The 24,490-nt window shown below is 29.0% G+C and carries 25 protein-coding genes; 24 read left to right on the top strand and 1 reads right to left on the bottom strand.

Annotation, left to right across the window (positions count from 1 at the left end):
* Window positions 1–179: 179 nt before the first annotated feature.
* Window positions 180–707 carry a hypoxanthine phosphoribosyltransferase gene (gene hpt / locus ACQ3F0_RS02825; RefSeq protein WP_428863511.1) on the bottom strand — a complete coding sequence of 176 codons (528 nt, stop codon included), beginning with the start codon at window positions 705–707 and terminating at the stop codon, window positions 180–182.
* Window positions 708–840: 133 nt separating this feature from the next.
* Between hpt and hflX the strand changes: the two genes are divergently transcribed.
* The 24 genes from hflX (at window position 841) to ACQ3F0_RS02705 (ending at window position 24,467) form a co-directional block, all read left to right on the top strand.
* The gene (hflX, locus tag ACQ3F0_RS02820) at window positions 841–2,634 is read left to right on the top strand and encodes a GTPase HflX (protein WP_428863510.1); all 1,794 of its coding nucleotides are present in this window, start codon (window positions 841–843) and stop codon (window positions 2,632–2,634) included.
* Window positions 2,635–2,694: 60 nt separating this feature from the next.
* The gene (locus ACQ3F0_RS02815) at window positions 2,695–3,585 is read left to right on the top strand and encodes a nucleotidyltransferase domain-containing protein (protein WP_428863509.1); all 891 of its coding nucleotides are present in this window, start codon (window positions 2,695–2,697) and stop codon (window positions 3,583–3,585) included.
* Between the two features lie 13 nt (window positions 3,586–3,598).
* Window positions 3,599–4,996, top strand: coding sequence for a MocR-like pyridoxine biosynthesis transcription factor PdxR (pdxR, locus tag ACQ3F0_RS02810; RefSeq protein ID WP_428863508.1), 1,398 nt, complete (start codon window positions 3,599–3,601; stop codon window positions 4,994–4,996).
* A gap of 13 nt (window positions 4,997–5,009) precedes the next feature.
* A complete protein-coding gene (locus tag ACQ3F0_RS02805) occupies window positions 5,010–5,675 on the top strand; it encodes a HEAT repeat domain-containing protein (RefSeq protein ID WP_428863507.1) in 666 nt (221 codons plus the stop codon).
* Entirely contained in the window at window positions 5,676–6,332 is a 657-nt protein-coding gene (locus ACQ3F0_RS02800; RefSeq protein ID WP_428863506.1) for a YigZ family protein, read from the top strand.
* A 260-nt stretch (window positions 6,333–6,592) separates the two neighbouring features.
* Window positions 6,593–7,333 carry a YebC/PmpR family DNA-binding transcriptional regulator gene (locus ACQ3F0_RS02795; protein ID WP_428863505.1) on the top strand — a complete coding sequence of 247 codons (741 nt, stop codon included), beginning with the start codon at window positions 6,593–6,595 and terminating at the stop codon, window positions 7,331–7,333.
* 103 nt (window positions 7,334–7,436) lie between these two features.
* Window positions 7,437–8,063 (top strand): hypothetical protein, encoded by a 627-nt coding sequence (locus tag ACQ3F0_RS02790; RefSeq protein ID WP_428863504.1) that lies wholly within the window; start codon window positions 7,437–7,439, stop codon window positions 8,061–8,063.
* A 166-nt stretch (window positions 8,064–8,229) separates the two neighbouring features.
* A complete protein-coding gene (locus tag ACQ3F0_RS02785) occupies window positions 8,230–9,393 on the top strand; it encodes a glycosyltransferase (RefSeq protein ID WP_428863503.1) in 1,164 nt (387 codons plus the stop codon).
* 151 nt (window positions 9,394–9,544) lie between these two features.
* Window positions 9,545–10,150, top strand: a complete 606-nt coding sequence (gene ruvA / locus ACQ3F0_RS02780) for a Holliday junction branch migration protein RuvA (RefSeq protein WP_428863502.1) — start codon at window positions 9,545–9,547, stop codon at window positions 10,148–10,150.
* Between the two features lie 12 nt (window positions 10,151–10,162).
* On the top strand, window positions 10,163–11,164 hold the full coding sequence (gene ruvB, locus ACQ3F0_RS02775; protein ID WP_428863501.1) for a Holliday junction branch migration DNA helicase RuvB: 1,002 nt from the start codon (window positions 10,163–10,165) through the stop codon (window positions 11,162–11,164).
* Window positions 11,165–11,181: 17 nt separating this feature from the next.
* A complete protein-coding gene (gene queA, locus ACQ3F0_RS02770; RefSeq protein WP_428863500.1) occupies window positions 11,182–12,207 on the top strand; it encodes a tRNA preQ1(34) S-adenosylmethionine ribosyltransferase-isomerase QueA in 1,026 nt (341 codons plus the stop codon).
* Window positions 12,208–12,225: 18 nt separating this feature from the next.
* A complete protein-coding gene (gene tgt, locus ACQ3F0_RS02765; RefSeq protein ID WP_428863499.1) occupies window positions 12,226–13,356 on the top strand; it encodes a tRNA guanosine(34) transglycosylase Tgt in 1,131 nt (376 codons plus the stop codon).
* Window positions 13,357–13,368: 12 nt separating this feature from the next.
* The gene (gene yajC / locus ACQ3F0_RS02760; RefSeq protein ID WP_428863498.1) at window positions 13,369–13,647 is read left to right on the top strand and encodes a preprotein translocase subunit YajC; all 279 of its coding nucleotides are present in this window, start codon (window positions 13,369–13,371) and stop codon (window positions 13,645–13,647) included.
* Window positions 13,648–13,702: 55 nt separating this feature from the next.
* Complete coding sequence (locus tag ACQ3F0_RS02755) at window positions 13,703–14,071, top strand: TIGR04086 family membrane protein (protein WP_428863497.1); 369 nt, start codon at window positions 13,703–13,705, stop codon at window positions 14,069–14,071.
* Between the two features lie 71 nt (window positions 14,072–14,142).
* On the top strand, window positions 14,143–14,280 hold the full coding sequence (scfA, locus tag ACQ3F0_RS02750; RefSeq protein ID WP_428863496.1) for a six-cysteine ranthipeptide SCIFF: 138 nt from the start codon (window positions 14,143–14,145) through the stop codon (window positions 14,278–14,280).
* 69 nt (window positions 14,281–14,349) lie between these two features.
* Window positions 14,350–15,726 (top strand): thioether cross-link-forming SCIFF peptide maturase, encoded by a 1,377-nt coding sequence (scfB, locus tag ACQ3F0_RS02745; protein ID WP_428863495.1) that lies wholly within the window; start codon window positions 14,350–14,352, stop codon window positions 15,724–15,726.
* 81 nt (window positions 15,727–15,807) lie between these two features.
* A complete protein-coding gene (gene secD, locus ACQ3F0_RS02740; protein WP_428863494.1) occupies window positions 15,808–17,073 on the top strand; it encodes a protein translocase subunit SecD in 1,266 nt (421 codons plus the stop codon).
* Window positions 17,074–17,077: 4 nt separating this feature from the next.
* A complete protein-coding gene (gene secF / locus ACQ3F0_RS02735; protein WP_428863493.1) occupies window positions 17,078–17,938 on the top strand; it encodes a protein translocase subunit SecF in 861 nt (286 codons plus the stop codon).
* Between the two features lie 166 nt (window positions 17,939–18,104).
* Entirely contained in the window at window positions 18,105–18,980 is an 876-nt protein-coding gene (locus tag ACQ3F0_RS02730; protein WP_428863492.1) for a DHH family phosphoesterase, read from the top strand.
* Window positions 18,981–19,042: 62 nt separating this feature from the next.
* Window positions 19,043–19,561: an adenine phosphoribosyltransferase gene (locus ACQ3F0_RS02725; RefSeq protein ID WP_428863491.1), complete on the top strand. Its 519-nt coding sequence runs from the start codon at window positions 19,043–19,045 to the stop codon at window positions 19,559–19,561.
* Between the two features lie 196 nt (window positions 19,562–19,757).
* A complete protein-coding gene (locus tag ACQ3F0_RS02720; protein WP_428863490.1) occupies window positions 19,758–21,929 on the top strand; it encodes a RelA/SpoT family protein in 2,172 nt (723 codons plus the stop codon).
* 37 nt (window positions 21,930–21,966) lie between these two features.
* On the top strand, window positions 21,967–22,416 hold the full coding sequence (gene dtd, locus ACQ3F0_RS02715) for a D-aminoacyl-tRNA deacylase (protein ID WP_428863489.1): 450 nt from the start codon (window positions 21,967–21,969) through the stop codon (window positions 22,414–22,416).
* Window positions 22,417–22,427: 11 nt separating this feature from the next.
* Complete coding sequence (locus ACQ3F0_RS02710) at window positions 22,428–23,024, top strand: MBL fold metallo-hydrolase (protein ID WP_428863488.1); 597 nt, start codon at window positions 22,428–22,430, stop codon at window positions 23,022–23,024.
* Window positions 23,025–23,042: 18 nt separating this feature from the next.
* The gene (locus ACQ3F0_RS02705; RefSeq protein WP_428863487.1) at window positions 23,043–24,467 is read left to right on the top strand and encodes a coproporphyrinogen III oxidase; all 1,425 of its coding nucleotides are present in this window, start codon (window positions 23,043–23,045) and stop codon (window positions 24,465–24,467) included.
* Window positions 24,468–24,490: the final 23 nt, after the last annotated feature.

Here is a 24,490-nt window from a genome sequence, read left to right as displayed (position 1 = left end):
TGTATATAAAGATTTTCCACAAAAACATTCACATTTATATAACTTTTGTGGTTCTATTGCTCAGTTAAAATTATACACCATTTCTCTTGATTTGATAATAGGTGGATAAAATATATACATATTGTTAAAATTTTTGACTAAAGAAATAAAGAAAAACAAATTGCAATTGTGCAATTTGTTTATTCGCTCTCCCAATTAAAAACATAAGGAACATTTCTATAAAAGTCTCCATAATTTAACCCATAACCAACAACAAAAACGTCTTCTATTTCAAAACAACGATAATCTGGAACTAAATCAACTTTTCTTCTTGAAGGCTTATCTAGGAACAAACAAGTTTTTACATCATTAGCACCTAATTTTTTTACATGATCTATTACAAATTTCATAGTATAGCCAGTATCTATTATATCATCAACAATCAATACATCCCATCCCTCAAGATTATCAGGAATATCAGATACAACTTTTACTTCACCGGAAGATTCTTCGTTTGCACCATAGCTAGATGTAGTCATAAAACCGATTTTAGTAGGCAAGTCTAAATTTCTTACTAAATCTGCAGTATAAATAAAACTACCTCTAAGTAGGGAGAGTATATAAACTTTTTTGCCTTTATAATCATTTGAAATTTCTGCACCTAATTCTTTTATGCGAAGAGCAATTTCTTCTTCGTTGATAAGAACATTTATCTTTTTGTTATCCATATATAATCCTCCAAGTCAAAAATATTTACAATAATGCTATAATAGTATAGAATAAAATGAAAGTTGTCAAGGGAAAAGTAGTATTGCAACTATCTTAAATTTAATGAAAATGTTTAAAGTAAGAGGTGGAAAAATGGTTGATGGAAATATTATAGGAATAAAGAATTCTGTATTAAATAGATTAGATAAAATATATGAATTAAAGGTTGATAAAGAGTCTATAGCAAATTATGAAATGATTGAAATTATAGCTGAAATTTCTTTTGAAATAAAAAAGGAAATTAGTGTTGCTATTAATAGAAAGGGTAAAGTAATAAATGTTTCAATAGGTGATAGTGCTTCAGTGGAATTACCGTTAATTGATTTGAAGGATAAAAAATTATCTGGTGTTAGGGTTATCCATACACATCCAAATGGTAATCCAATGTTGTCTGCAATCGATTTATCAGCATTACTTCAATTAAAATTAGATGCTATAGTAGCTGTTGGGGTAGATGAAGGTACTATCAATGGATTAAGTATTGGATTTTGTGGATTTAAAGATAATCTTTTAATAACTGAAGAATTAGCCCCAATGAGTATAGAAAAAGCTCTGAGTTTAAATTTATCAGAAAAAATTGATGAGATTGAAAAATTTATGAAAAGTCATGAAGTTATTGAAGAAGATATTGAAAGGGCTATACTAGTTGGAATTGAATCAGAAGAGAGTTTGCAAGAACTAGAAGAACTATCATCTGCTTGTAATATAAATACAGTGTGTCGAATATTACAAAAAAGAGATAAAATTGATTCAGCATTATATATTGGAAAAGGAAAGGTCGCTGAATTAGCAATGTTAAGGCAGGCAGAAAAAGCAGATGTGATTATTTTCGATGATGAATTGTCAGCGTCTCAAATAAGAAATCTCGAAGACTTTACTGGATCAAAAGTAATTGATAGAACAACATTAATATTAGAAATCTTTGCAAAGAGAGCTAAAAGCAAAGAAGCAAAGATTCAGATTGAGCTTGCACAATTGAAATATAGGCTTCCTAGATTATCAGGTCTTGGTACGGTACTTTCAAGAACTGGAGGGGGTATTGGAACTAGAGGACCAGGTGAAAAAAAACTTGAAACTGATAAAAGACATATAAGGAATAGAATTGATGATCTACTTAAAGAACTTAAAAAGGTAAAAAAAGTAAGAGAAGTTCAACGGGGGAAAAGAACAAAGGATAATATTCCTAAAATTTCTCTTGTAGGTTATACTAATGCAGGAAAATCTACTTTGAGAAATAAATTATGTTCAAAGTATTCATCAGTAAATTCTGCTAATAAAGAAAAGGTTTTTGAAGCGGATATGTTGTTTGCTACCTTAGATGTTACGACTAGGGCAATTCTTTTACCAGACAATAGAGTTGCTACATTAACTGATACTGTAGGATTTGTTAAAAAATTACCTCATGATTTGGTTGAAGCTTTTAAATCAACTTTAGAAGAAGTAATTAATTCAGATATCCTTATACATGTTATTGATTCATCATCTGACACCATGTTGGAAGAAATTAATGCAGTATGGCAAGTATTAAAGGAATTAGAATCTTTTGATAAGCCTATGTTATTAGCGTTCAATAAGGTCGATAAAGTCCAGGAGATGGAATTACTACAAATTAATATTGATGAATTCCAATATCCTTGTATGAAAATTAGTGCTTTAGAAGATATAAATCTAGAGGAATTAATGGAAGAAGCTACAAAATTATTGCCTTGGAAAGTAAAGGAAGAAGAATATTTAATTCCTTATGACAAAGGTGCTTCAGTTGCATATATTCATAATAAATGCAAAGTTTTATCAGAAGAGTATATGAATGATGGAACAATGATAAAAGCTTTGGTGGACGCTGAAGCAGCTAATAAATTAATCCAGTATAAAGTTGATAATAGTTAATGGTAATATAATTATTAAATTTATTATAATAAAATAGAATGAATAATTAGAGGTGTTATTTTGAAAAATGTTATTGCTGATTATCAAAGTTCGTTTAACTCAATAATTGAAAAATTGAAAAAAAATGATGAGATTCTTGCTGTAATGGTTTTTGGCAGTATGGTATCTGGAGATCTTTGGGAAGATTCTGATATTGATTTGTTTGTTATAATTGAAGGGTATAGAAAGAAGATTGAAAATATTTATACAGAAGAAAAAAATATTCCTATTCATATAAAGCTAATAAGTAAACAAAAATTCATGCAATTCCATGAAGAAGATTTAATGGGAGGATTTCTTCATAGAATGTTATCATCATCAAAATTAGTTTTTTCTAATGACTATCAGGTTACAGAAAGATTTGATAATGGTAGATACTATCCTGATTTAGAAAGACAAAAGTGGAATTTAGTATACTTAGGCTTGCTATTAAAAAGTTTAGATGTATGTAAAAAGTATCTTTCCAATGATAGTATATACTCTGCTTTTTGTGAAAGTACAAATTGCATGCAAAAATATTCTAAGTTATTTGTGAATTATTCAGGATATATGATTAGCAAAGATACTATGAGGGTATGTATAAATCTAAATGATGAATTCAAATATTATGCTGAAAAATTATTAAGTAAAGATAAAATGAAAGAATCTATAGAAGAATTGATATGTTATATTGAAAATGATATAGATAAAAATCTTAAGAACTATACATCAATACTTTTAAGTTTTATGGCAACTAAAGATAAATTGCTAAGTGCACAAGAGATTGAAAAAGATGAATTTTTTAGAAATTTTGAGATAAAATCTGAACATATATTAAATAAATTATATTCAGCTGATATAATTAAGAAGTCCAAGAGAGAATTTAAAATTAATGAGAAAATGTTAATAGAAGAAAATACTTATTATTTATAAAATGGAGTATACAATGAAAAAATTTTATATTAATTTTAAGGAAGATTTACCAAAATATAAGCAGATTTCACAACATATTAAAAAACTTATTAATAATAATTGCATAGCTGATGGAGAAAGACTTCCTACAATTAGGAAATATTCGAAATTTTTAGAGGTAAATACTGTAACAATAGTGAAAGCATATGAATTATTAGAAAATGAAGGATATGCTAAAAAGAAAATGGGTAGTGGAACCTATGCTAAGAGAAAAGAAGGTAAAAGGAATATTTTAAAAGAATATTCAAGTGCATATAAAAAGTTGATTAGAGGAAATTTGAAAAATTTTATAGATTTTACTGGAGAAACTCTTAGTTCAGAATTTTTTCCTGTACAAACATTTAAGAATGTTTTGAATGAAGTTTTAGATAGAGATGGGTCGGAAGCATTTATATATCAGGATGCTCTAGGATATAGAGGGTTAAGGGAAAGTGTAAGTAATTATTTTTGGGAAAATAAAGTGGATCCTGAGAATATTTTAATTGTTTCTGGAGCTCAACAAGGTATTGATATTATTTCAAAAGCAATAATTAATGTGAATGATAATGTTATTATTGAAAAACCTTCATATAGTGGAGCTATAAATGTTTTTAAATGGAGAAGAGCTAATATAATTGAAATCAATATGGATACAGATGGTATAGACATTGATAACTTTGAAAAAATTCTAAAGAAGAATAAGGTTAAATGCTTTTATATGATGCCATATTTTCAAAATCCAACGGGGGTTACATATAGTATTGAAAAGAAAAAAAGGATTTTAGAATTAGCTGAAATTTATGACTTTTTTGTTATCGAGGATGATTATTTATCAGACATAATTTATAATGATAAGATAAAATATAACTCTCTAAAAAGTATGGACAAAAATGATAGAGTTATTTACATTAAAAGTTTTTCAAAAATTTTTCTACCAGGAATTAGGATTGGATATATAATTCCGCCAAAGAAGTTTAGTGAAATAATTCAAACATTAAAAATAAATACCGATAGGACTACATCTTCACTTATGCAAAGGGCATTAGATATTTATATTAGAAAAGGATTTTGGAAAAAACATATTGATTTTTTAAATGAAGAATATAAAAAAAGATATGAATTTTTGCTTTATCAGTTTAATAATGTTCTTAAAGATAAAGTGAATTTGTATAACCCAAATGGAGGATTAAATTTTTTCGTTGAAATCAAAGGTGATAAAATAAACTGTATAGATTTATTTAATGGTTGCAAAGAAAAAAATGTTCTTATAACTCCAGGTGTTATTTATTATTTGAATAGTGAAGATGGTTTAAAATACTTTAAAATAGGATTTTCACAAGCAGATATTTATCAGATAGATAGAGGAATCAATATTATTAATGACATTCTCTAGAAAGGTGTGAGTTATGAAAAAGGGATTAATTGAATTCAATTGGAAATATATTGATAGTTATTCTGAAGAAGATATCTCATATTTTTTATTTCTAGAAGGGAAAAGTATTGATACTATTTCAAGGATAAGAAATTTAGATAAGTCAATAATTCAGAAACACATAATAAATGGAAAAATAAAATTTAGATATTTTATAAAAAACAATTCGATAGATGAATTTTTTAGGACAATCAATTCAGCTAGTAAGGATGAAAAAAGTCTTATTGTTCAAAATTTAAATATTGTTATTCAGAAGAAATTAATTAAATACATAAACGAAAACTATGCTGACTTTTCTCCTAATGAAAAACAGAAAGCGGTTTGGATACTTGGTGAGTTAAAAGATCCAGACTCTTTAAAGGTTCTGATAAAAGCATCTGTAAATAAAATAGTTAATGTTAGAAGAATGGCTATTTCAGCTATGAATAAATTAAATGATTCAAAGTGTGAAGAGCATCTAATAAGGGCATTATATGATGAAAACCCTCAGGTTGTTTTATACTCAATAAAAGGGTTACAAAATTTACATAGCAATAAAGCCATTGAACATGTTATTAAATTAAAAAATATATGGAAAAAAGATTATCTTCTTAGAGAAGGCGAAAAATTATTGAATATTATGGGGTTTAAGGAGGAGTAAATGGGATACTTTACAATACTCAAGGAATCTTCTGTTGAAATTGAAATAAAGAAATCAATTTTCATTGGATATGTTAAGAGAGTTTATTCTGAAGAGGAAGCTAAAGAATATATTAATACTATTAAGAAAAATCATAAAGATGCAAGGCATAATGTTTTTGCGTATACAATAGGAAAGAAAATGGAAATACAAAGGTATAGTGATGATGGTGAACCTCAAGGAACTGCTGGAATTCCTGTTTTGGAAGTTATTAAGAAAAGAGGAATAACAGATGTGGTTATTGTTGTTACAAGATACTTTGGAGGAATATTGTTAGGAGCTGGAGGACTAACAAGAGCATATTCAAATGGGGCATCAAAAGCTATTGAAGCAGCTGGTATAGTAGAAAAAGTCCTTGGTAATGAGGTCATAGTATCAATTTCTTATGACCTTTTGGGAAAAATCCAATATATGTGTTCTGAAAATAAATGGTTTATTGAAAATACAGCTTATACTGATGTTGTGAGTTTGAATTTATTTCTAGAAAAATCTGAGCAAGAGAAATTTAATAAAGAGATTATGCAGATAACTTCTGGAAAAGGGAAGTTTGATGTGAAAGAAGATAAATATTACTTTAAGATGGAAAATAGATTATTTGAAGAAACACAACTGAAATAAATTACAAATCGCTTTTCTTAGCAATTTATAAATATTGTGAGTAAATTTAAAGTTCAAAATGATTGAATATAAATCCTGTGCTTGATAAAAATCAGTATTTATAATAATATAGAAATGTTGAAAAATTTATATAGAATTAACTTTGTAGATAAATCAACGAATTATACTAGATAACAAATATTAATAATAGTAAGATAACAGTTTAAATTTTATTTTGAGATGTTATCTTACTAATATTTATCTGAATAAGGGGGATAAACATGTCAGGACATTCAAAGTGGCATAATATTCAAGCAAAAAAAGGAAAAAACGATGCCAAAAGAGGGAAAATATTTACTAAAATAGGAAGAGAGCTTATTTTAGCTGCCAAGCTAGGAGGATCTAATCCTGATACAAATTCGAAACTGAGAGATGTAATTGCTAAGGCAAAAGCGAGCAACATGCCTAATGATACAATAGAAAGAGCTATAAAAAAAGGTGCTGGAGAGTTAGAAGGGGTAGAATACTTCGAATTTAGTTATGAAGGTTACGCTCCTTGTGGTGTTGCTGTTATGGTAGATGTTTTAACTGATAATAAAAACAGAAGTGCTGCAAATGTAAGATACTATTTTGATAAATTTGGTGGGAATTTAGGATCAACAGGTTGTGTATCATATATGTTCCAAAAAAAAGGCCAAATGATTATTGAAAAAAATGATAGCATTGATGAAGATGAATTAATGATGTTAGTTTTAGAAGCTGGTGCAGAAGATTTTAACGCTGAGGACGATGTATTTGAAGTTATTACTGATCCACAAGAGTTTTCTTTTGTAAGAGAAGAATTAGAAAAACAAGGGATTGAATTTTTATCTGCGGAAATAACAAGGATTCCAGATACAACAGTTGATTTAGACTTAGAAAGTGCTGAGAAGGTTCAAGTTTTAATAGATAAAATGGAAGATGATGACGATGTTCAAAATGTCTACCATAATGCTGAATTTCCTGAAGGATTTGAAGGGTAAGGTTAAAATTTATATAATATACAATAAAAACTCACATGTTTGTGGGTTTTTATTGTATAAAAATAGATAAAATGGAAAAGATAACAACTAAAGAGGTGATAATATGAGAAGAAATAAATTTGTGATTTTCTCTATTATTCTTTTGGTTGTAGCTTTTATAGGTGGGTATTTTGTTGCAGATTTCTATGTAAGACCAAAAGAAAAAATTATCAAAGAAAATAGCGAAGATAGTTTGAATGTGAGTTTAAATGCGGCAAAAGAAAAAATTTTAGACAAAGTAATTGATAGTAATGATGAGATACTTTTTACTGTAAAGTGTGGAGAAAGTGAAAATTTTAGAGTAGAATGGAAATCTTCATCTGATGATTTAGACTTAGCAGGAAATACGGTTAAAGATTTATACGAAAAGTATAAGGGATTAGGTTATAAAATAAATAGTTGTTCTGAAAATCAAATTCAATTAACTAGAAAATCTAAAGCATATAAACCAAATAAATTTGTGATCTTATTGGATAATAATAATATTTTGATTTGTAAGAGTGATAAAAATGGAAATATATACGACGATAAAGGTGAGTACATTTATAAAGAAGATTTAGGCAATACAGGAATTAATATTACTATTAATAGTCTCAAAGAAGGAGATATCAAGATGATTCTTGCAGGGGATGATGCGATGCAGTTAAACAGCCTTGAGGATGCTTTTTCTAGATTAGCAGACTATATTTAAATGCTGAGGATAAAAAAATGGCGATACTTAAAACTTCAATGTTTAATAGTATCGTTAATTTTATTTATATTGATAAACGATAAAGAATTTAAACTTTATTCTAAAAGTACTTTTATGGTATAATTTAGAGAAAATCTTATTTAAAAGAATAGGAAGGCAGAAATTTATGACAAATAAAAAAGTGATGATTATACCGTCTAGATATCCATCGGAGGACATGCCTTTAAAAGGTATTTTTTTTAAAGAACAAGCAAAGTATTTAGGCGAACATGGAATAAATGTGGTTGTTATATATCCTGAAATTAGAAGTATTTTAGATTTTAGTTTAAAAAAAATAAGTAAATTCCATTTTCAAAAAGAAATAAGTTATAATGATCAAATTACTACATACAGAAAATGTAATTGGAATATAATACCTCTACGATTTGAATTAGGTTGTAAAATTTGGATTAATGAAGCTGTGAGGTTAGCTGAGGATTATATAAAGAAAAATGGAACTCCAACTATAATTCATGCTCACTGTACACTGTGGGGGGGATACGTAGCAAAAATTTTATCTGATAGATATAAAATACCATATGTTATTACAGAACATTCTACAGCTTATGCAAGGTTGCTGATAAAAGATTGGCAAGCGAAATATATAATTGAAGCATTCGATAGTGCTAAATGTATAATACCAGTTAGTAACCCACTTAAGGAATTATTAATGAAATATAATAGTGATGAAAATAAATTCAAAGTAATTCCAAATGTTGTAGATACAGAATTTTTTGAATTAAAATCAGATAAATTAAAGTCTAAAAAATTCGTTTTTTTGACAGTTGCATTTTTATCAAAAAAGAAATCAATTGATTTATTAATAAAAGCATTTCATAAGGCATTTGAAGGCAATAAGGAAGTTTTTTTATATATAGGTGGAGATGGAGATGAAAAAGAAAGTTTAGAATTACTTGTAAATAAATTAAAAATTCAAGATAAGGTAAAATTTTTAGGGTCACTTACGAGGAATGAAGTTAAGGAATATATGGAAAATGCTGATGTGTTTGTTTTGCCTAGCCAGGTAGAAACATTTGGGGTTGTTTTTATAGAGGCTTTGTCTACTGGATTGCCGGTTCTTGGTACAAAATGTGGAGGACCGGAGGATATCATAAACGAGAATGTAGGGTTATTAATTAATAAAAATAACTTAGATGAATTAGTTTTAGCTTTAAGAAAACTTTATAGGGATTGTAAAAAATACAATCCTATTGCACTGAGAAATTATGTTATACAGAAATTTAGTAAAAAAGCAATAGTTAGTCAAATTATTAAAGTTTATAAGGATTAATAATAAAAGTGTAAATAGTAAGCAGATATTCGTTTATTTTTGAAATATATAAATAAGTGTAATATCTGCTCATCTTTTTTATAACTTGATAAATTCACATTAAAATGTTAAAGTAATATTGGACTATTTCAGAGTATCTGGAGGAATATGGATGTACGAGTATATAATTGGCAAATATATTAGTTTAAATAAAGAATATATTATTGTCGAAAACAATGGGTTTGGATATAAAATATTCACTTCTGGTAATACAATTTCTCAACTGCCAGAAGCTAATAAAGATGTTAAACTATTTTTACAACAAATTGTTAGGGAAGACTTTATTGGACTATATGGATTCTTAGAAGAAGAAGAGAGAGAAATGTTTAATAAATTGCTATCTATAAATGGAGTAGGTGCTAAGGCAGCTTTGTCACTTTTATCAATCAGCAATGTTAGGAATTTAAAACTTTCTATTATTGGAAGTGATGAAAAAACTTTAACAAGAGCACCAGGAATAGGTAAGAAGACTGCACAAAGAATTATTCTTGAAATGAAAGATAAAATTGAAGATATTGCTTATGAAGATGAGGATATACCAAGTGAAGCAGGAATTCAAGGAAAAATTCACAGTGTAAAATCTTTAGAAGCTACAGAAGCTCTTATAAGTTTAGGCTTTAATCAAAAGGAAGCTGAAAAAACTCTAAAAGAGATTGATATAAATCTTCAATTAGAAGAAATTATAAAAATTGCTTTAAAACAATTAATACAAATGTAAGGAGTGGAGTCAATGGAGGAAAGAATTCTTTCATCCGTATTATTTAATGGAGATAATGATATTGAATACTCCTTAAGGCCAAAGAATTTAAAAGAGTATATTGGTCAAAATAAAGTAAAGAATAAATTAGAAATCTTCATACAAGCTGCAAAGAAGAGAAAAGAAGCTTTAGACCATGTACTTTTATATGGGCCACCAGGACTTGGTAAAACAACTATGGCTAATATAATTGCTAATGAGATGGGAGGGAATTTAAAAATCACTTCCGGGCCAGCTATTGAAAGAGCTGGTGATTTAGCAGCTATCTTGACTTCTTTGAATGATTTTGATGTGTTATTTATAGATGAAATTCATAGATTGAATAGAAATGTTGAGGAAATTTTATATCCTGCTATGGAAGATTATGCTTTAGATATAATAATTGGAAAAGGTGCAGCAGCAAAATCAATAAGGCTGGACCTACCCAAGTTTACATTGATTGGAGCTACTACACGAATGGGGTTATTAACAGCACCCTTAAGAGATAGATTTGGAGTTTTGAATTCCATGGAGTACTATACTGATGAAGAACTTATGTTAATTGTTTCGAGGTCAGCAAGAATATTAAATGTTGAAATGGATAATGATGCAGCCTTTGAAATTGCTCGAAGATCAAGAGGAACTCCAAGAATAGCCAATAGAATTCTTAGAAGAGTTAGAGATTATTGTGATATTAAATGCAATGGTGTCATGGATAAAGTGTCTGCAAATGCAGCTTTGAACCTTCTTGAGATAGATAATGATGGGCTTGATAGAATAGATTTAAAAATATTGAAAGCTATTATTGATAGTTTTTCAGGTGGGCCAGTTGGACTTGAAACTTTGGCTTATTTTGTGGGAGAAGAACTTGATACTATTCAAGATGTATATGAACCATACTTAATGCAAAAGGGATATATTATTCGTTTGCCAAGAGGAAGAAAAGCAACTAAAAAAGCATATGAACATTTGAACCGTAAATTTTGTGATGACTGATAGAAGGAGTGGAACATTTGAGAGTTAAAGATTTTGATTTTTACCTACCGGAGGAATTAATAGCACAACACCCAATGGCAAAAAGGGATGAATCCAGATTGATGGTAGTAGATAAAAAAAGTGGAATGATAGAGCATAAAATATTTAAAGATGTTATAGAGTATTTAGATACTGGGGATTGTTTAGTACTAAACAATACTAGGGTTATGCCAGCAAGATTGTTTGGAACTAAAGAAAATACAGGTGCGAAAATAGAATTTTTATTGTTAAAGAGATTAGATAAAAACAGATGGGAAACATTGGTTAAACCAGGTAAAAGAGCTAAAGTGGGTTCTAAGGTGATTTTTGGAGACGGAAGGTTAAAAGCTACAGTTGAAGAAATTTCAGAAGATGGAAGTCGAATAGTGAATTTTGAATTTGAAGGAATTTTTGAAGAAATACTTGATGAATTAGGACAAATGCCTTTACCACCGTATATTACTGAAACACTAGAAGATAAAGAAAGATATCAAACAGTATATTCGAAAGAAGTAGGCTCAGCAGCTGCACCAACAGCAGGATTACATTTCACAGATGAACTTTTAAAGAAAATCGAAGAAAAGGGTGTTAAGATTGCATTTGTTACACTGCATGTAGGACTTGGAACTTTCAGGCCGGTAAAAGCAGATAATATCGAAGAACACCATATGCATTCAGAATATTATGTAATGACAAAGGAAACAGCAGAAGTTATAAATGAAACAAAGAAAAATGGTGGTAAAATTATTGCTGTTGGAACAACGTCTTGTAGAACACTAGAAACAATTGGTGATGAAGAAGGAAATGTTTACGAGAAATCTGGATGGACAGATATATTTATTTATCCAGGTTATAAATTTAAGGTAATTGATAGAATAATTACCAATTTCCATTTACCTCAATCAACATTGTTAATGTTAATTAGTGCATTTTCGAATAGAGAATTAGTATTAAAAGCGTATAACGAAGCTGTAGAAAATAAATATAGATTCTTTAGTTTTGGTGATGGAATGATAATTAAGTAATCGGAAGGATGAATAGAATTGTTTAAACTTTTAAATAAAGAAGGCGAAGCTAGAAGAGGAGAATTTGTTACTCCTCATGGAACTGTACAGACACCTGTTTTTCAAAATGTAGGGACTCTAGCAGCTATTAAAGGTGCTGTCTCAACAATAGATTTAAAAGATATTGGTTGCCTTGTTGAATTATCAAATACATATCATTTACATTTAAGGCCAGGAGATGAAGTGATTAAAAAACTTGGCGGGTTACACAAATTTATGAATTGGGATAGACCAATTTTAACAGATTCAGGTGGTTTTCAAGTTTTCTCTTTATCTAAAATGAGAAAGATAAAAGAGGAAGGTGTGTATTTCAACTCTCATATTGATGGTAGGAAAATATTTATGGGACCTGAGGAGAGCATGCAAATACAAAGCAATTTAGCGTCGACTATTGCTATGGCTTTTGATGAATGTATTCCAAATCCTTCACCAAGGAAGTATGTAATTGATTCAGTAGACAGAACAACACGTTGGTTGGAAAGATGTAAGAAGGAAATGCAAAGGTTGAATTCTAAAGAAGATACTATAAACAAAAAACAAATGCTATTTGGTATAAATCAAGGTGGAGTTTATGAAGATATAAGAATTGAACATGCAAAGAAGATATCTCAACTGGATTTGGATGGATATGCTATTGGAGGATTAGCAGTAGGCGAAACTCATGAAGAAATGTATAGAGTTATTGAAGCTGTTGCTCCATTTTTACCACATGATAAGCCTAGATACCTAATGGGTGTTGGATTGCCTTCAAACATCCTTGAGGCGGTTTCTAGAGGGGTAGATTTTTTTGATTGTGTACTACCTGCAAGAAATGGAAGACATGGTCATGTGTTTACTAAGGACGGAAAAATTAATTTATTTAATGCAAAATTTGAACTAGATGATAGACCAATTGATGAAGGCTGCCAGTGTCCGGCTTGTAAAAACTATACAAGAGCTTATATAAGACATTTGTTTAAAGCTAAAGAATTGCTTGCTATGAGATTGTGTGTATTACATAATCTACATTTTTATAACAAATTAATGGCAGATATTAGAATTGCTATTGAGGAGAATAGATTTGAAGCATTTAAAAAAGAAAAATTAATCCAGTGGAATGGGAGAGCTTAAGGAGGTGAGAACATGCAACAGTTAATGGCGTATTTACCAATGATTGCGCTTTTGGCAGTATTCTATTTAGTTTTATTTTTACCAGAGAAGAAAAGAAGAAAGAAATATCAATCAATGTTAGAATCACTAAATGTTAATGATGAGATATTAACAAGAGGAGGCATTGTTGGTAAAATAATCAAATTAGAAGAGGAATTCATAATTCTTGAATCTGGGCCAGATAGAGCAAGAATAAAAGTTCAAAAAAATGGTATTGCTTCTATAACTCAAAGTGTAGAATCTCAAGAATAATAAGTCATAAATCGCCTTCTATCATCATATTTATTTATGGATAGGAGGTGTATTTATGAAAAAAAGAGACTTTATTTACATAGGAGAAGGAGTATTAAGAGGATTTTTTCTTACTTTATTTTTGATTTTAATATATTCAATCTTGTGTGCTTATATTGATGTGAAAGAGATAGTTACTTCAGTATTTATAGTTGTTATTACTGCTCTGGGTATTATGTATGGAGCAATCTATGCTGTTAAGAGAATTAAAAGTAAAGGGTGGATAAATGGTCTTATAGTAGCATTAATCTATATGTTAGCTATTTATATTATTTCTTCAATTAATGGTAGAGATTTTGGGATTTCTTACTATGGTTTATTGAGAATACTTCTATCTCTTGCAGTTGGAATGTTTTCAGGTATGCTAGGAGTAAATATGGACTAGCAAAAAGACTTTATATTAATTTTTAAATATGGTATAATTTAAAATACGAATTATGAAATGGAGGAATTGTAGTGAAACATATTAAAACTGTTAATAAACCAAATATCAAAGAAAGTTTGAAAAAGCCAGGATGTAAAGAATGTGCTAATTCTTGTCAATCTGCTTGTAAAACTTCGTGCACAGTAGCTAACTTAGCTTGCGAAAAGTAATATTTTAACTTCGTTCTTAAGCAGTAACTTTGGTTACTGCTTTAAATTCGTTAAGGGGGAAATAAATTAATGGCATTAATACATAAATTTTCACAGTGTGGAGAATACTTTATCCTTGATGTTAATACAGGGGCGGTGCACATTGTAGATGAGCTTGTTTATGATATTCTAAGTGATGAAGGTTTGAAGTCGCTAGATGAGTTACTTGAAGTATATAAAGATAAGTACTCTCAAGAAGTATTAAATGAAGCTTATTCAGAAATCAAAGAACTAATAGAAGAGGGAATGTTGTATTCTAAAGAATTATACGAGGATATTGCAAAATCTTATGAAAAATCACCTAATTTTATAAAAGCACTATGTTTGAATATTACACACGACTGCAACTTAAGGTGTAAATATTGTTTTGCAGACGAAGGTAAGTACCATGGTAAAAGAAAAGTGATGAGTGTTGAAGTAGGTAAAAAAGCTATTGATTTTGTTATAAAACATTCTGGGCCTAGAACTAATATTGAAATAGATTTGTTTGGCGGAGAACCTTTGATGGCAATGGAAGAGATTAAAGAAATAATTACCTACGCAAGAACAGTTGAAAAAGAATATCGCAAAAACATTAGATTTACAATGACTACTAACGCTACTCTATTAAATCAGGATATAATTAAATATTTAAATGATGAGATGGAAAATATTGTTTTAAGTATTGATGGAAGAAAAGAAATAAATGATAAAGTTAGAATCAATTGTGAAGGTAAAGGCAGTTTTGATTCGATAATGCCAAAAATTAAACAAATGGTACATGAGAGAGACAAAGATAAAACCCATTATGTAAGAGGTACATTTACACATGAAAATTTGGATTTTTATAATGATGTACTGTTTTTAAGTAAAGAAGGGTTTAAAGAAATATCAATTGAGCCAGTAGTGTTACCAGATGAACACGAACTTGCAATAAAAGAAGAAGACATTGAAGAATTATTTGACAACTATGATAAACTTTATCTTGAGATGTTAAATAGAATGAAAAATGGTAATAGTTTTAATTTCTATCATTTTAATATAGATCTTCAAGGAGGCCCTTGTGCGTATAAAAGAATTTCAGGTTGTGGAGCTGGACATGAGTACGTTTCAGTTACACCAGAGGGCGATGTGTATCCATGTCATCAATTTGTAGGTAATAATAAATTTTTAATGGGTTCAATATTTGATGAAAAAAATGAACTAAATACTGAGATTTCAGATGAATTTAAGAAAGCACATTTATATAATAAGCCTGAATGTAGGGAATGTTGGGCAAGATTTTATTGTAGCGGAGGGTGCCAAGCTAATAACTTTAATTTTAATAGTGATATGAAAAAACCTTATAAAATTGGTTGTCAGCTTCAAAAGAAAAGAATTGAATGTGCCATAGCACTTAAAGCAAAATCTTTAGACGAAAACAAGTAATGGAAGTTGTTGACTGTATTATATAAAAAGAATATAATTAATTCATGATTAAGCTAATTAGAGTGACAAAGGAGGAGAAAAATGGGTAATCCAAAAAGGAAGAATAATATTAAAGTTTCCAGTTCTATAAAATTTATAATTGTAGTAGCTTTGATAGGACTGTATGCTTTTTCAGGAGCTATAGGTTTTAAAAATATTTTTGGTTATGAAGTAAAGCCTTTTACTCAATCAATAAAAAGAGGTTTGGATTTACAAGGTGGTATATCAGTTCTTGAAGAAATTCAAGCTGATAAAGTTGATGCTGAAACTATGGCAAGAACTATCGAACTTCTTTCAATGAGAGTTAACCCGGAAGGTGTTAAAGAAACATCAGTTATGCAAGAAGGGGATAAAAGAGTTAGGATTGAAATTCCAGGCGAGTTCGATGCTAAAAAAGTATTGGAAAATATAGGTAAAACAGGATTGCTAGAATTTAAAGATCCAGAAGGAAATGTACTATTAACTGGTAAAGATGTTAAAGACTCAACTGCATATTTAAATCAATATAATCAACCTATTGTAGGGATGGAATTTAATGAAGAAGGCGCAAAAAAATTCGCAGATGCTACAGATAAATTTTTAGGACAAAAGATAGAAATTTATATGGATGGAGAGCTATTGACTGATCCAGTAGTTAATAGTAAAATAAGCGATGGTAAAGCTATAATTGAAGGTAGTGCAAGTCTAGATGATGCAGCAAGAAAAGCAAGCATAATTAAATCAGGTGCGCTTCCTGTTACGTTAAAAGCGATAGAATATAAAACTGTTGGTGCTACTTTAGGAGCAAATGCTCTTCCGCTTAGTACGAAAGCTGGATTAATAGGAATAAGTGTAGTGTTTATTTTTATGATATTATACTATAGAACAGCTGGATTAATGGCGGATATTGCTTTAGTGCTTTATGTTGTTTTAATATTAGGAACATTTTCTAACATAGAAGCTACATTAACATTATCTGGAATAGCTGGATTCCTTCTTACTGTAGGAATGGCTGTTGATGCAAATGTGTTGATTTTTGAAAGAATAAAAGAAGAATTGAAATTAGGTAAGACTATCGGGAATGCTGTTGATTCTGGATTTCATAGAGCATTATCATCAATTCTAGATTCAAATATAACTACTATTATTGCCGGTATTGTTCTGTATTCATTTGGTTCAGGTGCAGTAAAAGGTTTTGCTCTTACATTGATGATTGGTATAGTTTTAAGTATTTTTACTGCCCTAATTATAACAAGAATGCTTATAAAGCTTGGGGTAAATATGGGACTTATAAATAGCAAAACTCATTTTGGAGTGAGAAGGGGGTAAAAATATGCTAAAGATAGTTGAAAGAACAAAGATATGGTTCTCTATTTCGCTACTAGTAATAGCTATTGGTGTAATCTTTTCCTTTGTGAATGGGTTTAACTTTGGTATAGATTTCAATGGTGGAACTGTAGTGTCTATAGAATTAGGTGAAAAAATATCAATTGAGGATAAAGCTAAGATTGATAAAATTATTGTTAAGTATGATGAGGTTGCCACTTCAAATACTGCAAATAATACTCAAATAGAGATAAAAAGTAGTGCAATGGATCAAAATATTGCAAGTGAAATGTTTAATGAGATAAAAGACGAATTTAATTTAAAAGATGATGCATTAATTAAACAAGAGAACGTTGGACCTTCTATAGGAAAAGAATTGAAACAAAAAGCTTTAATGGCTTTAGTAATTGCAACTTTTGCAATGTTAGTTTACATAGCTATTAGATTTGAACTTAATTTTGGATTAGCTGCTATAGTAGCTTTAACCCATGACGTTTTAATAACATTAAGTGTTTATACAATATTTGGAATACCTATAAATACTCCGTTTATTGCTGCGATGTTAACTATTTTAGGTTATTCTATAAATGATACCATAGTTATTTTCGACAGAATTAGAGAAAACAAGAAGAGTATGAAAGGTAAAGAAGTTGCTGAAATTGCAAATTCAAGTGTTAATCAAACATTGTCAAGATCAATTAATACTACTGTTACTACTTTGTTTACTATTGTAGCAGTATATGTATTGGTTCCTGCAGTTAGAGATTTCACATTCCCATTAATTATAGGAGTTTTATCAGGATCTTATTCTTCTATTTTCATTGCAAGCCCTGTTTGGGTTTTGTTGAATAATAAGAAGAAAAAATAAATTACCTGTAAAAAGTCTGAATTGATTCAGGCTTTTTATTTTGTTGAGTAATCCATTAAAAATTTTAGTTATACTAAATTAGTTAAAAAAATTACTTCAAAATCATTGTAATTATTGTTAAATTAAATTATAATGATTATACTTCCTTGCATTCGGGGGATTACTTATGGACAGATTAAATTTAAACAAATATGATATTAAAAGCTTTCATAATCCATTACTTTTAAAAGGGATAAATAAAGCTTTAGCAAGAATTATTAAGGCAGTTAATGAAAGAGAAAAGATTGTTTTATATGGCAGTTCTGATGTGGATGGTATAATAAGTACTTCTATTTTATTGCTTATTCTAAAGTATTTAAATGCAGATGTAGAATATTACATTCCAGATAAAACATCTTCTAGACAATTTAATACAGAATTTATTGAAAGCCATGTTAAATACCTTGGAGCAAAAGTTATTGTCACGTTAGGTTGCGGTATTGATTCTTCTGAGGAGATTTTTTTGTGTAGAAATTTAGGTATTGATTTGATAATATCTGATTATAGAAAGTCTGATATATTGCCAACTGAAACAATGATTATCAATCCTAATCAAAAAGATTGTGACTATCCATTTAAGAATTTGTGTGCTGCAGGTATATCCTTTAAAATTGCTCAAGCAATTGCTGGATATTACCATATTAGTTGCGTAACAAAATATCTAGATTTAGTTGCTATTGGTATTGTTTCATCAGGTGCAGTAATTAGTGGTGAAAATAAAATAATGGTTGATTTAGGCATTGAAGCACTTTCTAAATCCAATAATTATGGTCTAAATGCCATCAAGATGAAACTTAATATTGATAAGGTGGATGTCGGTACCTTAAAGGTATTTTCTGACGTATTTATGCCTAAATTAAATGTTTTAGGTAGAATGGATGATGCTAAGATTGTTGTAGAATTACTTACTACATTAGATAAAGAGAGAGCTGAAAGAATTTCTAAATATTTAATAAATAAGTCTAAAGAAAATAATAAAAAAATAATTGTTTTTGAATATTAATTCAATAAAATAATTTATTCATATTTGTTTTCAAGATAAATTTTGAAATTGGAGGAAGAATAGTGAATTTAAAAGATAAAATCAGAATAATCGAAGATTTTCCAAAGGACGGAATAAGTTTTAAAGACATATCTACAGTATTGCAAGATGGAGAAGCATTTAGACAGTGTATAGATGAAATGGCAGATTATTTAAAAGATAAAAGTATTGATGTTATATTAGGTCCTGAAGCTAGAGGGTTTTTATTTGGAGCTCCTGTTGCTTATAAGTTAGGGATAGGTTTTGTTCCTGTTCGAAAAAAAGGTAAGTTACCTAGTGAAACAGTCTCTGTTGAATATGATTTGGAATATGGAACAGATATACTTGAAATACATAAAGATGCTATAAAACCTGGTGAAAGAGTTGCAATACTTGATGATCTTTTAGCAACTGGAGGAACAATTTCATCTGCTGCAAAATTAGTAGAAAAAATTGGTGGAGAAGTAGTAACTCTTAGTTTTTTGATCGAATTAACTGATTTAAAGGGAAGAGATAAACTTTCTAATTACGATGTGAAGTCTTTAATTCAATATAATATTTAGTGATTTGGGCCTTTAAGTTCTTTAACTTGAGGGTTTTTTTATAATGTGTTTTGAATCGATGATTACACGCATTATGTCGATATTTATATACTAGTTGTCTTTATTTGTATTGCAAAAAACAACACTGTATTATATAATATTATAAAAAAATAAAAGCTGGTGGTTGAGACCAGCTTTTGATTTTGGAGAGAATTGAATGATATATGAGTTATATAATGCTATAGACAAAAATTGTACAAATGTTGATAAGGAATTTATAAAAAGGGCATATGAGCTTGCAAAAAAAGCTCATATTAGTCAAATGAGAGAATCGGGTGAGCCTTATATTATACACCCTTTAAATGTAGCAATTATTCTAGCAGAGATGGGTTTAGATGAAAACGTAATTGCTGCTAGTCTACTTCATGATGTCATTGAAGATACAGAGTATACGTTTGGAGATATTGAAGAACTATTTAACTCTCAAGTTGCTATTCTGGTTGAAGGGGTTACAAAATTAAGTAAAATTAAGTATCAAACAAAAGAGGAAAGACAGGCTGAAAATGTAAGAAAAATGTTATTCGCTATGACAAAAGATATAAGAGTAATCCTTATTAAATTAGCAGATAGACTTCATAATATGCGTACTTTAAAATTCATGTCTGAAAAAAAGCAAAAGGAAAAAGCAAAGGAGACTCTCGATATTTATGCTCCTCTTGCCCATAGACTTGGAATATCCAAGATTAAATGGGAATTAGAAGATCTATCATTAAGATATATGCATGCTTCAGAGTATTATACACTTGTTAAATTAATTGCAGAAAAGAGAGAAGAAAGAGAAATGTACATCTCTGCAATAAAAAATGAGTTGTTAGAAAAATTGAATTGTGCAGGAATTAATCCTGAAATAGACGGAAGACCGAAACATTTTTATAGTATCTACCGAAAAATGGTAGTGAAAGATAAAAAGATTGAAGAAATTTTTGATTTAACAGCTATTAGAATTCTTGTGGATGATATAAAAGATTGTTATGCTGCGTTAGGTATTGTTCATACGATGTATAAACCAATTCCAGGTAGATTTAAAGATTATATTGCTATGCCTAAGCCTAATATGTATCAATCATTACATACTACTGTTATTGGACCACATGGGAAGCCTTTTGAAATTCAGATTAGAACCTTTGATATGCATAAAACATCAGAGTATGGAATAGCAGCACATTGGAAGTACAAAGAAGGTTCAGAAGGAGACAAAGAATATGAACAAAAACTTTCCTGGCTAAGAGAAGTCTTAGAATGGCAAAGAGAAACTTCTAATCCAGAAGAGTTTATGGAAGATTTTAAAATTGATATGTTTTCAGATGAAGTTTTTGTGTTTACGCCTAAAGGGAAGGTAATTAATTTGCCATATCATTCAACTCCAATAGATTTTGCGTATAGAATTCACACTGATGTTGGGCATAAATGCGTTGGGGCAAAAGTAAACGGGAAAATAGTACCTTTGGATTATCATTTGAAAACTGGTGAGATAGTTGAGATATCTACAGGCTCTGCTACTAAAGGTCCAAGTAAAGACTGGTTAAATATAACTAAGTCGAATCAAGCAAAAAGTAAAATAAGAGCTTGGTTCAAGAAGCAACAGAAAGATGAAACTTTGGATAAAGGTAGAGAGTTATTAGAAAAAGAGGCTAAAAAACAAGGACACCATCTAAGTGAACTTACAAAGGGAAAGCCTTTTGAAAAATTTTTAAAGAGATATAATTTAAAGGATTTAGAAGAAGTTTTTGTATCGGTAGGAAACGGTAATATGTTAGCACCTACAGCAATTTCAAAAATCATAGGTTACTCTAACAAAAAAGAGAAAATTGATATTGAAGCTTTAAAAGAACAATTAATTAAAGACTCAAAAGTACCGAGAAAGAAAAAGAAATCTCCTGGTGTAATAGTCAAAGGAATTGATAATGTACTAATACGCTTTGCCAAGTGTTGTAATCCTGTTCCAGGAGACGATATTATTGGTTATATTACAAAGGGAAGAGGGGTTTCTGTACATAGAAAAGACTGTGTTAATGTCAATAATCTAATTTTTACTGATAGTAGTAGAATGATTGAAGTTGAATGGGAAAATACAGAATCTTTTAAATTGGATTATATTGCGGAAATTGAAGTAAAAGCAGATGACAGACCAGGCTTGATTTCAGAAGTTATGGAAGTTGTAGTTAATAAGAAATTATCTATGAATGCTATGAATGCAAAGACTTTAAAAAACAATATTGCTGTTGTAAGTTTAAAAATTCGAATTTCAGATATTCAAAGATTAAAAGAAGTAATAAAACAACTGAAGCATATTAATGGTGTAATTGCAGTCTATAGAACTAAGAATTAACTTAGTCTATAGACTTTAATTTAGAGGGGGTGGAATTTTGAGAGCTGTAGTTCAAAGAGTGAGAAGCTCTAGTGTTAAGGTGGAAGGAAATATTGTTGGCAAAATTGGTTATGGGTTAAACGTTTTGTTAGGAATTTCTATCGATGATGGAAATGAAGATATAGAATATATGAAAGATAAAATCTTGAATTTACGTATATTTGAGGATGAAAATGGTAAACTTAATAAATCGTTAAAGGATATAAATGGTGATATAATAATTATCTCACAATTCACATTATATGGAGATTGCAGAAAAGGTAGAAGACCTTCTTTTAGTAATGCACTTTCTGGAGATAAATCTAAAGTTCTTTATGAGGAATTTGTAAAATTATGCAAGAGTGAAGTTGAAAATGTTTCTACAGGTGTTTTTGGAGCTGATATGGATGTAGAAATAAATAATGATGGTCCAGTTACTCTTTTGGTAGATAGTAAAAGAATATTTTAAGGAGCGATATTATGAGTATAGATTTTGAGAAAATTGAAGTAGGGTATATGCAAGAAAATTGCTATATTGTAATTGACACAGATTCAAAAGAAGGGGTAATAATAGATCCGGGCGCTGATGCTTTAAAAATATCAGAGTGGATAGATAAAAATGGTATTAATGTAAAATATATTTTATTAACCCACGGACATTATGATCATACTGGGGCTGTAGATGATTTATTATCAAATTATCAAGTTCCTTTATTAATGAATAAAAAAGATTATGATATGATTGAAACAAACGCAGATGTGTTTGGAAAAATTAATTCTCAAAAGCCTGAAAGGTTTATTAATGATGGGGATGAAATCTATTTGGGTAGTAGTGTTATTAAATGTATTTCTACACCTGGACACTCAGCTGGAGGCATGTGCTTCTTAACAAATGATTTATTGTTTGCAGGAGATACTTTATTCTATTCATCTATGGGAAGATGGGATTTACCAGGCGGTGACTATAATACACTAATGAATAGTATTAGAAACAAATTACTTGTTTTGCCTGAAAATACAAAGGTAATGCCAGGTCACGGACCAAATACTTTAATAAAAAATGAAAAGCGTTATTAGAGATAGAAAGGTAATAATATGATAAAAGTTGCATTAAATGATATGAATTATCGGTTCGCAATATATCAAATATTAAATATGTACTATCAATTTGAAAAAATTGAATTTACTGATAAGGACTATTATTATAAATTCATAATCCATAAGGGTAAATTAGAAATTTATTTGGAAGAAAATATGGAAGTTGAATATTTTCTCAATGAAGAAAATGAAAAAGAAGAATTAAAAAGAGTGCTTTTTGAATATTTAAAAATGAAAAGTGAGAAAATTCTACCATGGGGAATTCTATCGGGAATTAGGCCTACGAAGCAAATTCATAAGATAATTAATAATTACAAGGATAAAGAAACTATAATAAAAATTTTTATGGATAAGTATCTCACTAGTTTAGAAAAGGCTGAACTTTGCTATGAAACCGCTTTAATAGAAAAAAATATTGTGAATAAAGAACAGAATAATATTAGTATTTATATAGGAATGCCATTTTGTCCTACAAGGTGTACTTATTGCTCTTTTACATCTAATCCAATAGCTAAATGCAAAAAACTGGTTAATCCTTATATTGAAGCTTTGATGAGAGAAATTGATGAGATATCAAAATTTATTAGTGATAAAAATTTAAAAATTCAAAATGTTTATTTTGGAGGGGGAACTCCAACATCAGTAGATGAAGAAAACTTTTCTTATTTAATGGATAAGATATTTGTGAGTTTTATTCAAAATAAAAATATTCAAGAATTTAATGTAGAGTGTGGAAGACCTGATAGCATAACGGAAGAAAAACTTTTAATTATGAAAAAATATGGAGTTAATAGGATAAGTATAAACCCACAAACTATGAATGATGAAACTTTAAAGAAAATTGGAAGAAATCATAATACTAAAGATGTGATTGAAAAATTTCATCTTGCTAGAAAATGTGGATTTTCTAATATTAATATGGATTTAATTATTGGACTTCCAGGTGAAAAAATAGAACATGTGAAAAAAACGGTGAATGAAATTAAAAAATTGAATCCTGATAATATAACTGTTCATGGAATGTCTATAAAGAGAGCTTCAAAATTACATGAGAATTTATTAAATGGTAAATTCAAATTAGAAGAACAAAATAATTTAAATCAGATGTTTGATTTGACAAGAACTCTTTCTAATGAATTAAGTATGCACCCATATTATTTATATAGACAAAAAAATATGGTTGGCAATATGGAGAATTTAGGGTATTCTAAAATAGGCAAAGAGGGTATTTATAATATTCAAATAATTGAAGAAAAGCAAACAATTATTGCTCTTGGTGCTGACGCAGTAACTAAAATCGTCCATTTGGAGGAAGATAGGATTGATAGAGTTGCTAATTTAAAAGATGTTAGGGAATACATTTCTCGAATAGAAGAAAAAATTAAAGTAAAGATAGGTAAATTAGAAAAGCTTTATAATTAAATTTTATTGAATTTAAATAACAT

The organism is Clostridium sediminicola (assembly GCF_050402865.1).
In the GTDB taxonomy this organism is placed as follows: Bacteria; Bacillota; Clostridia; order Clostridiales; family Clostridiaceae; genus Clostridium_AF; species Clostridium_AF sediminicola.
The sequence above is the reverse complement of the archived record's forward strand: the minus strand, read 5'-3'. Positions and strand labels throughout refer to the sequence as shown.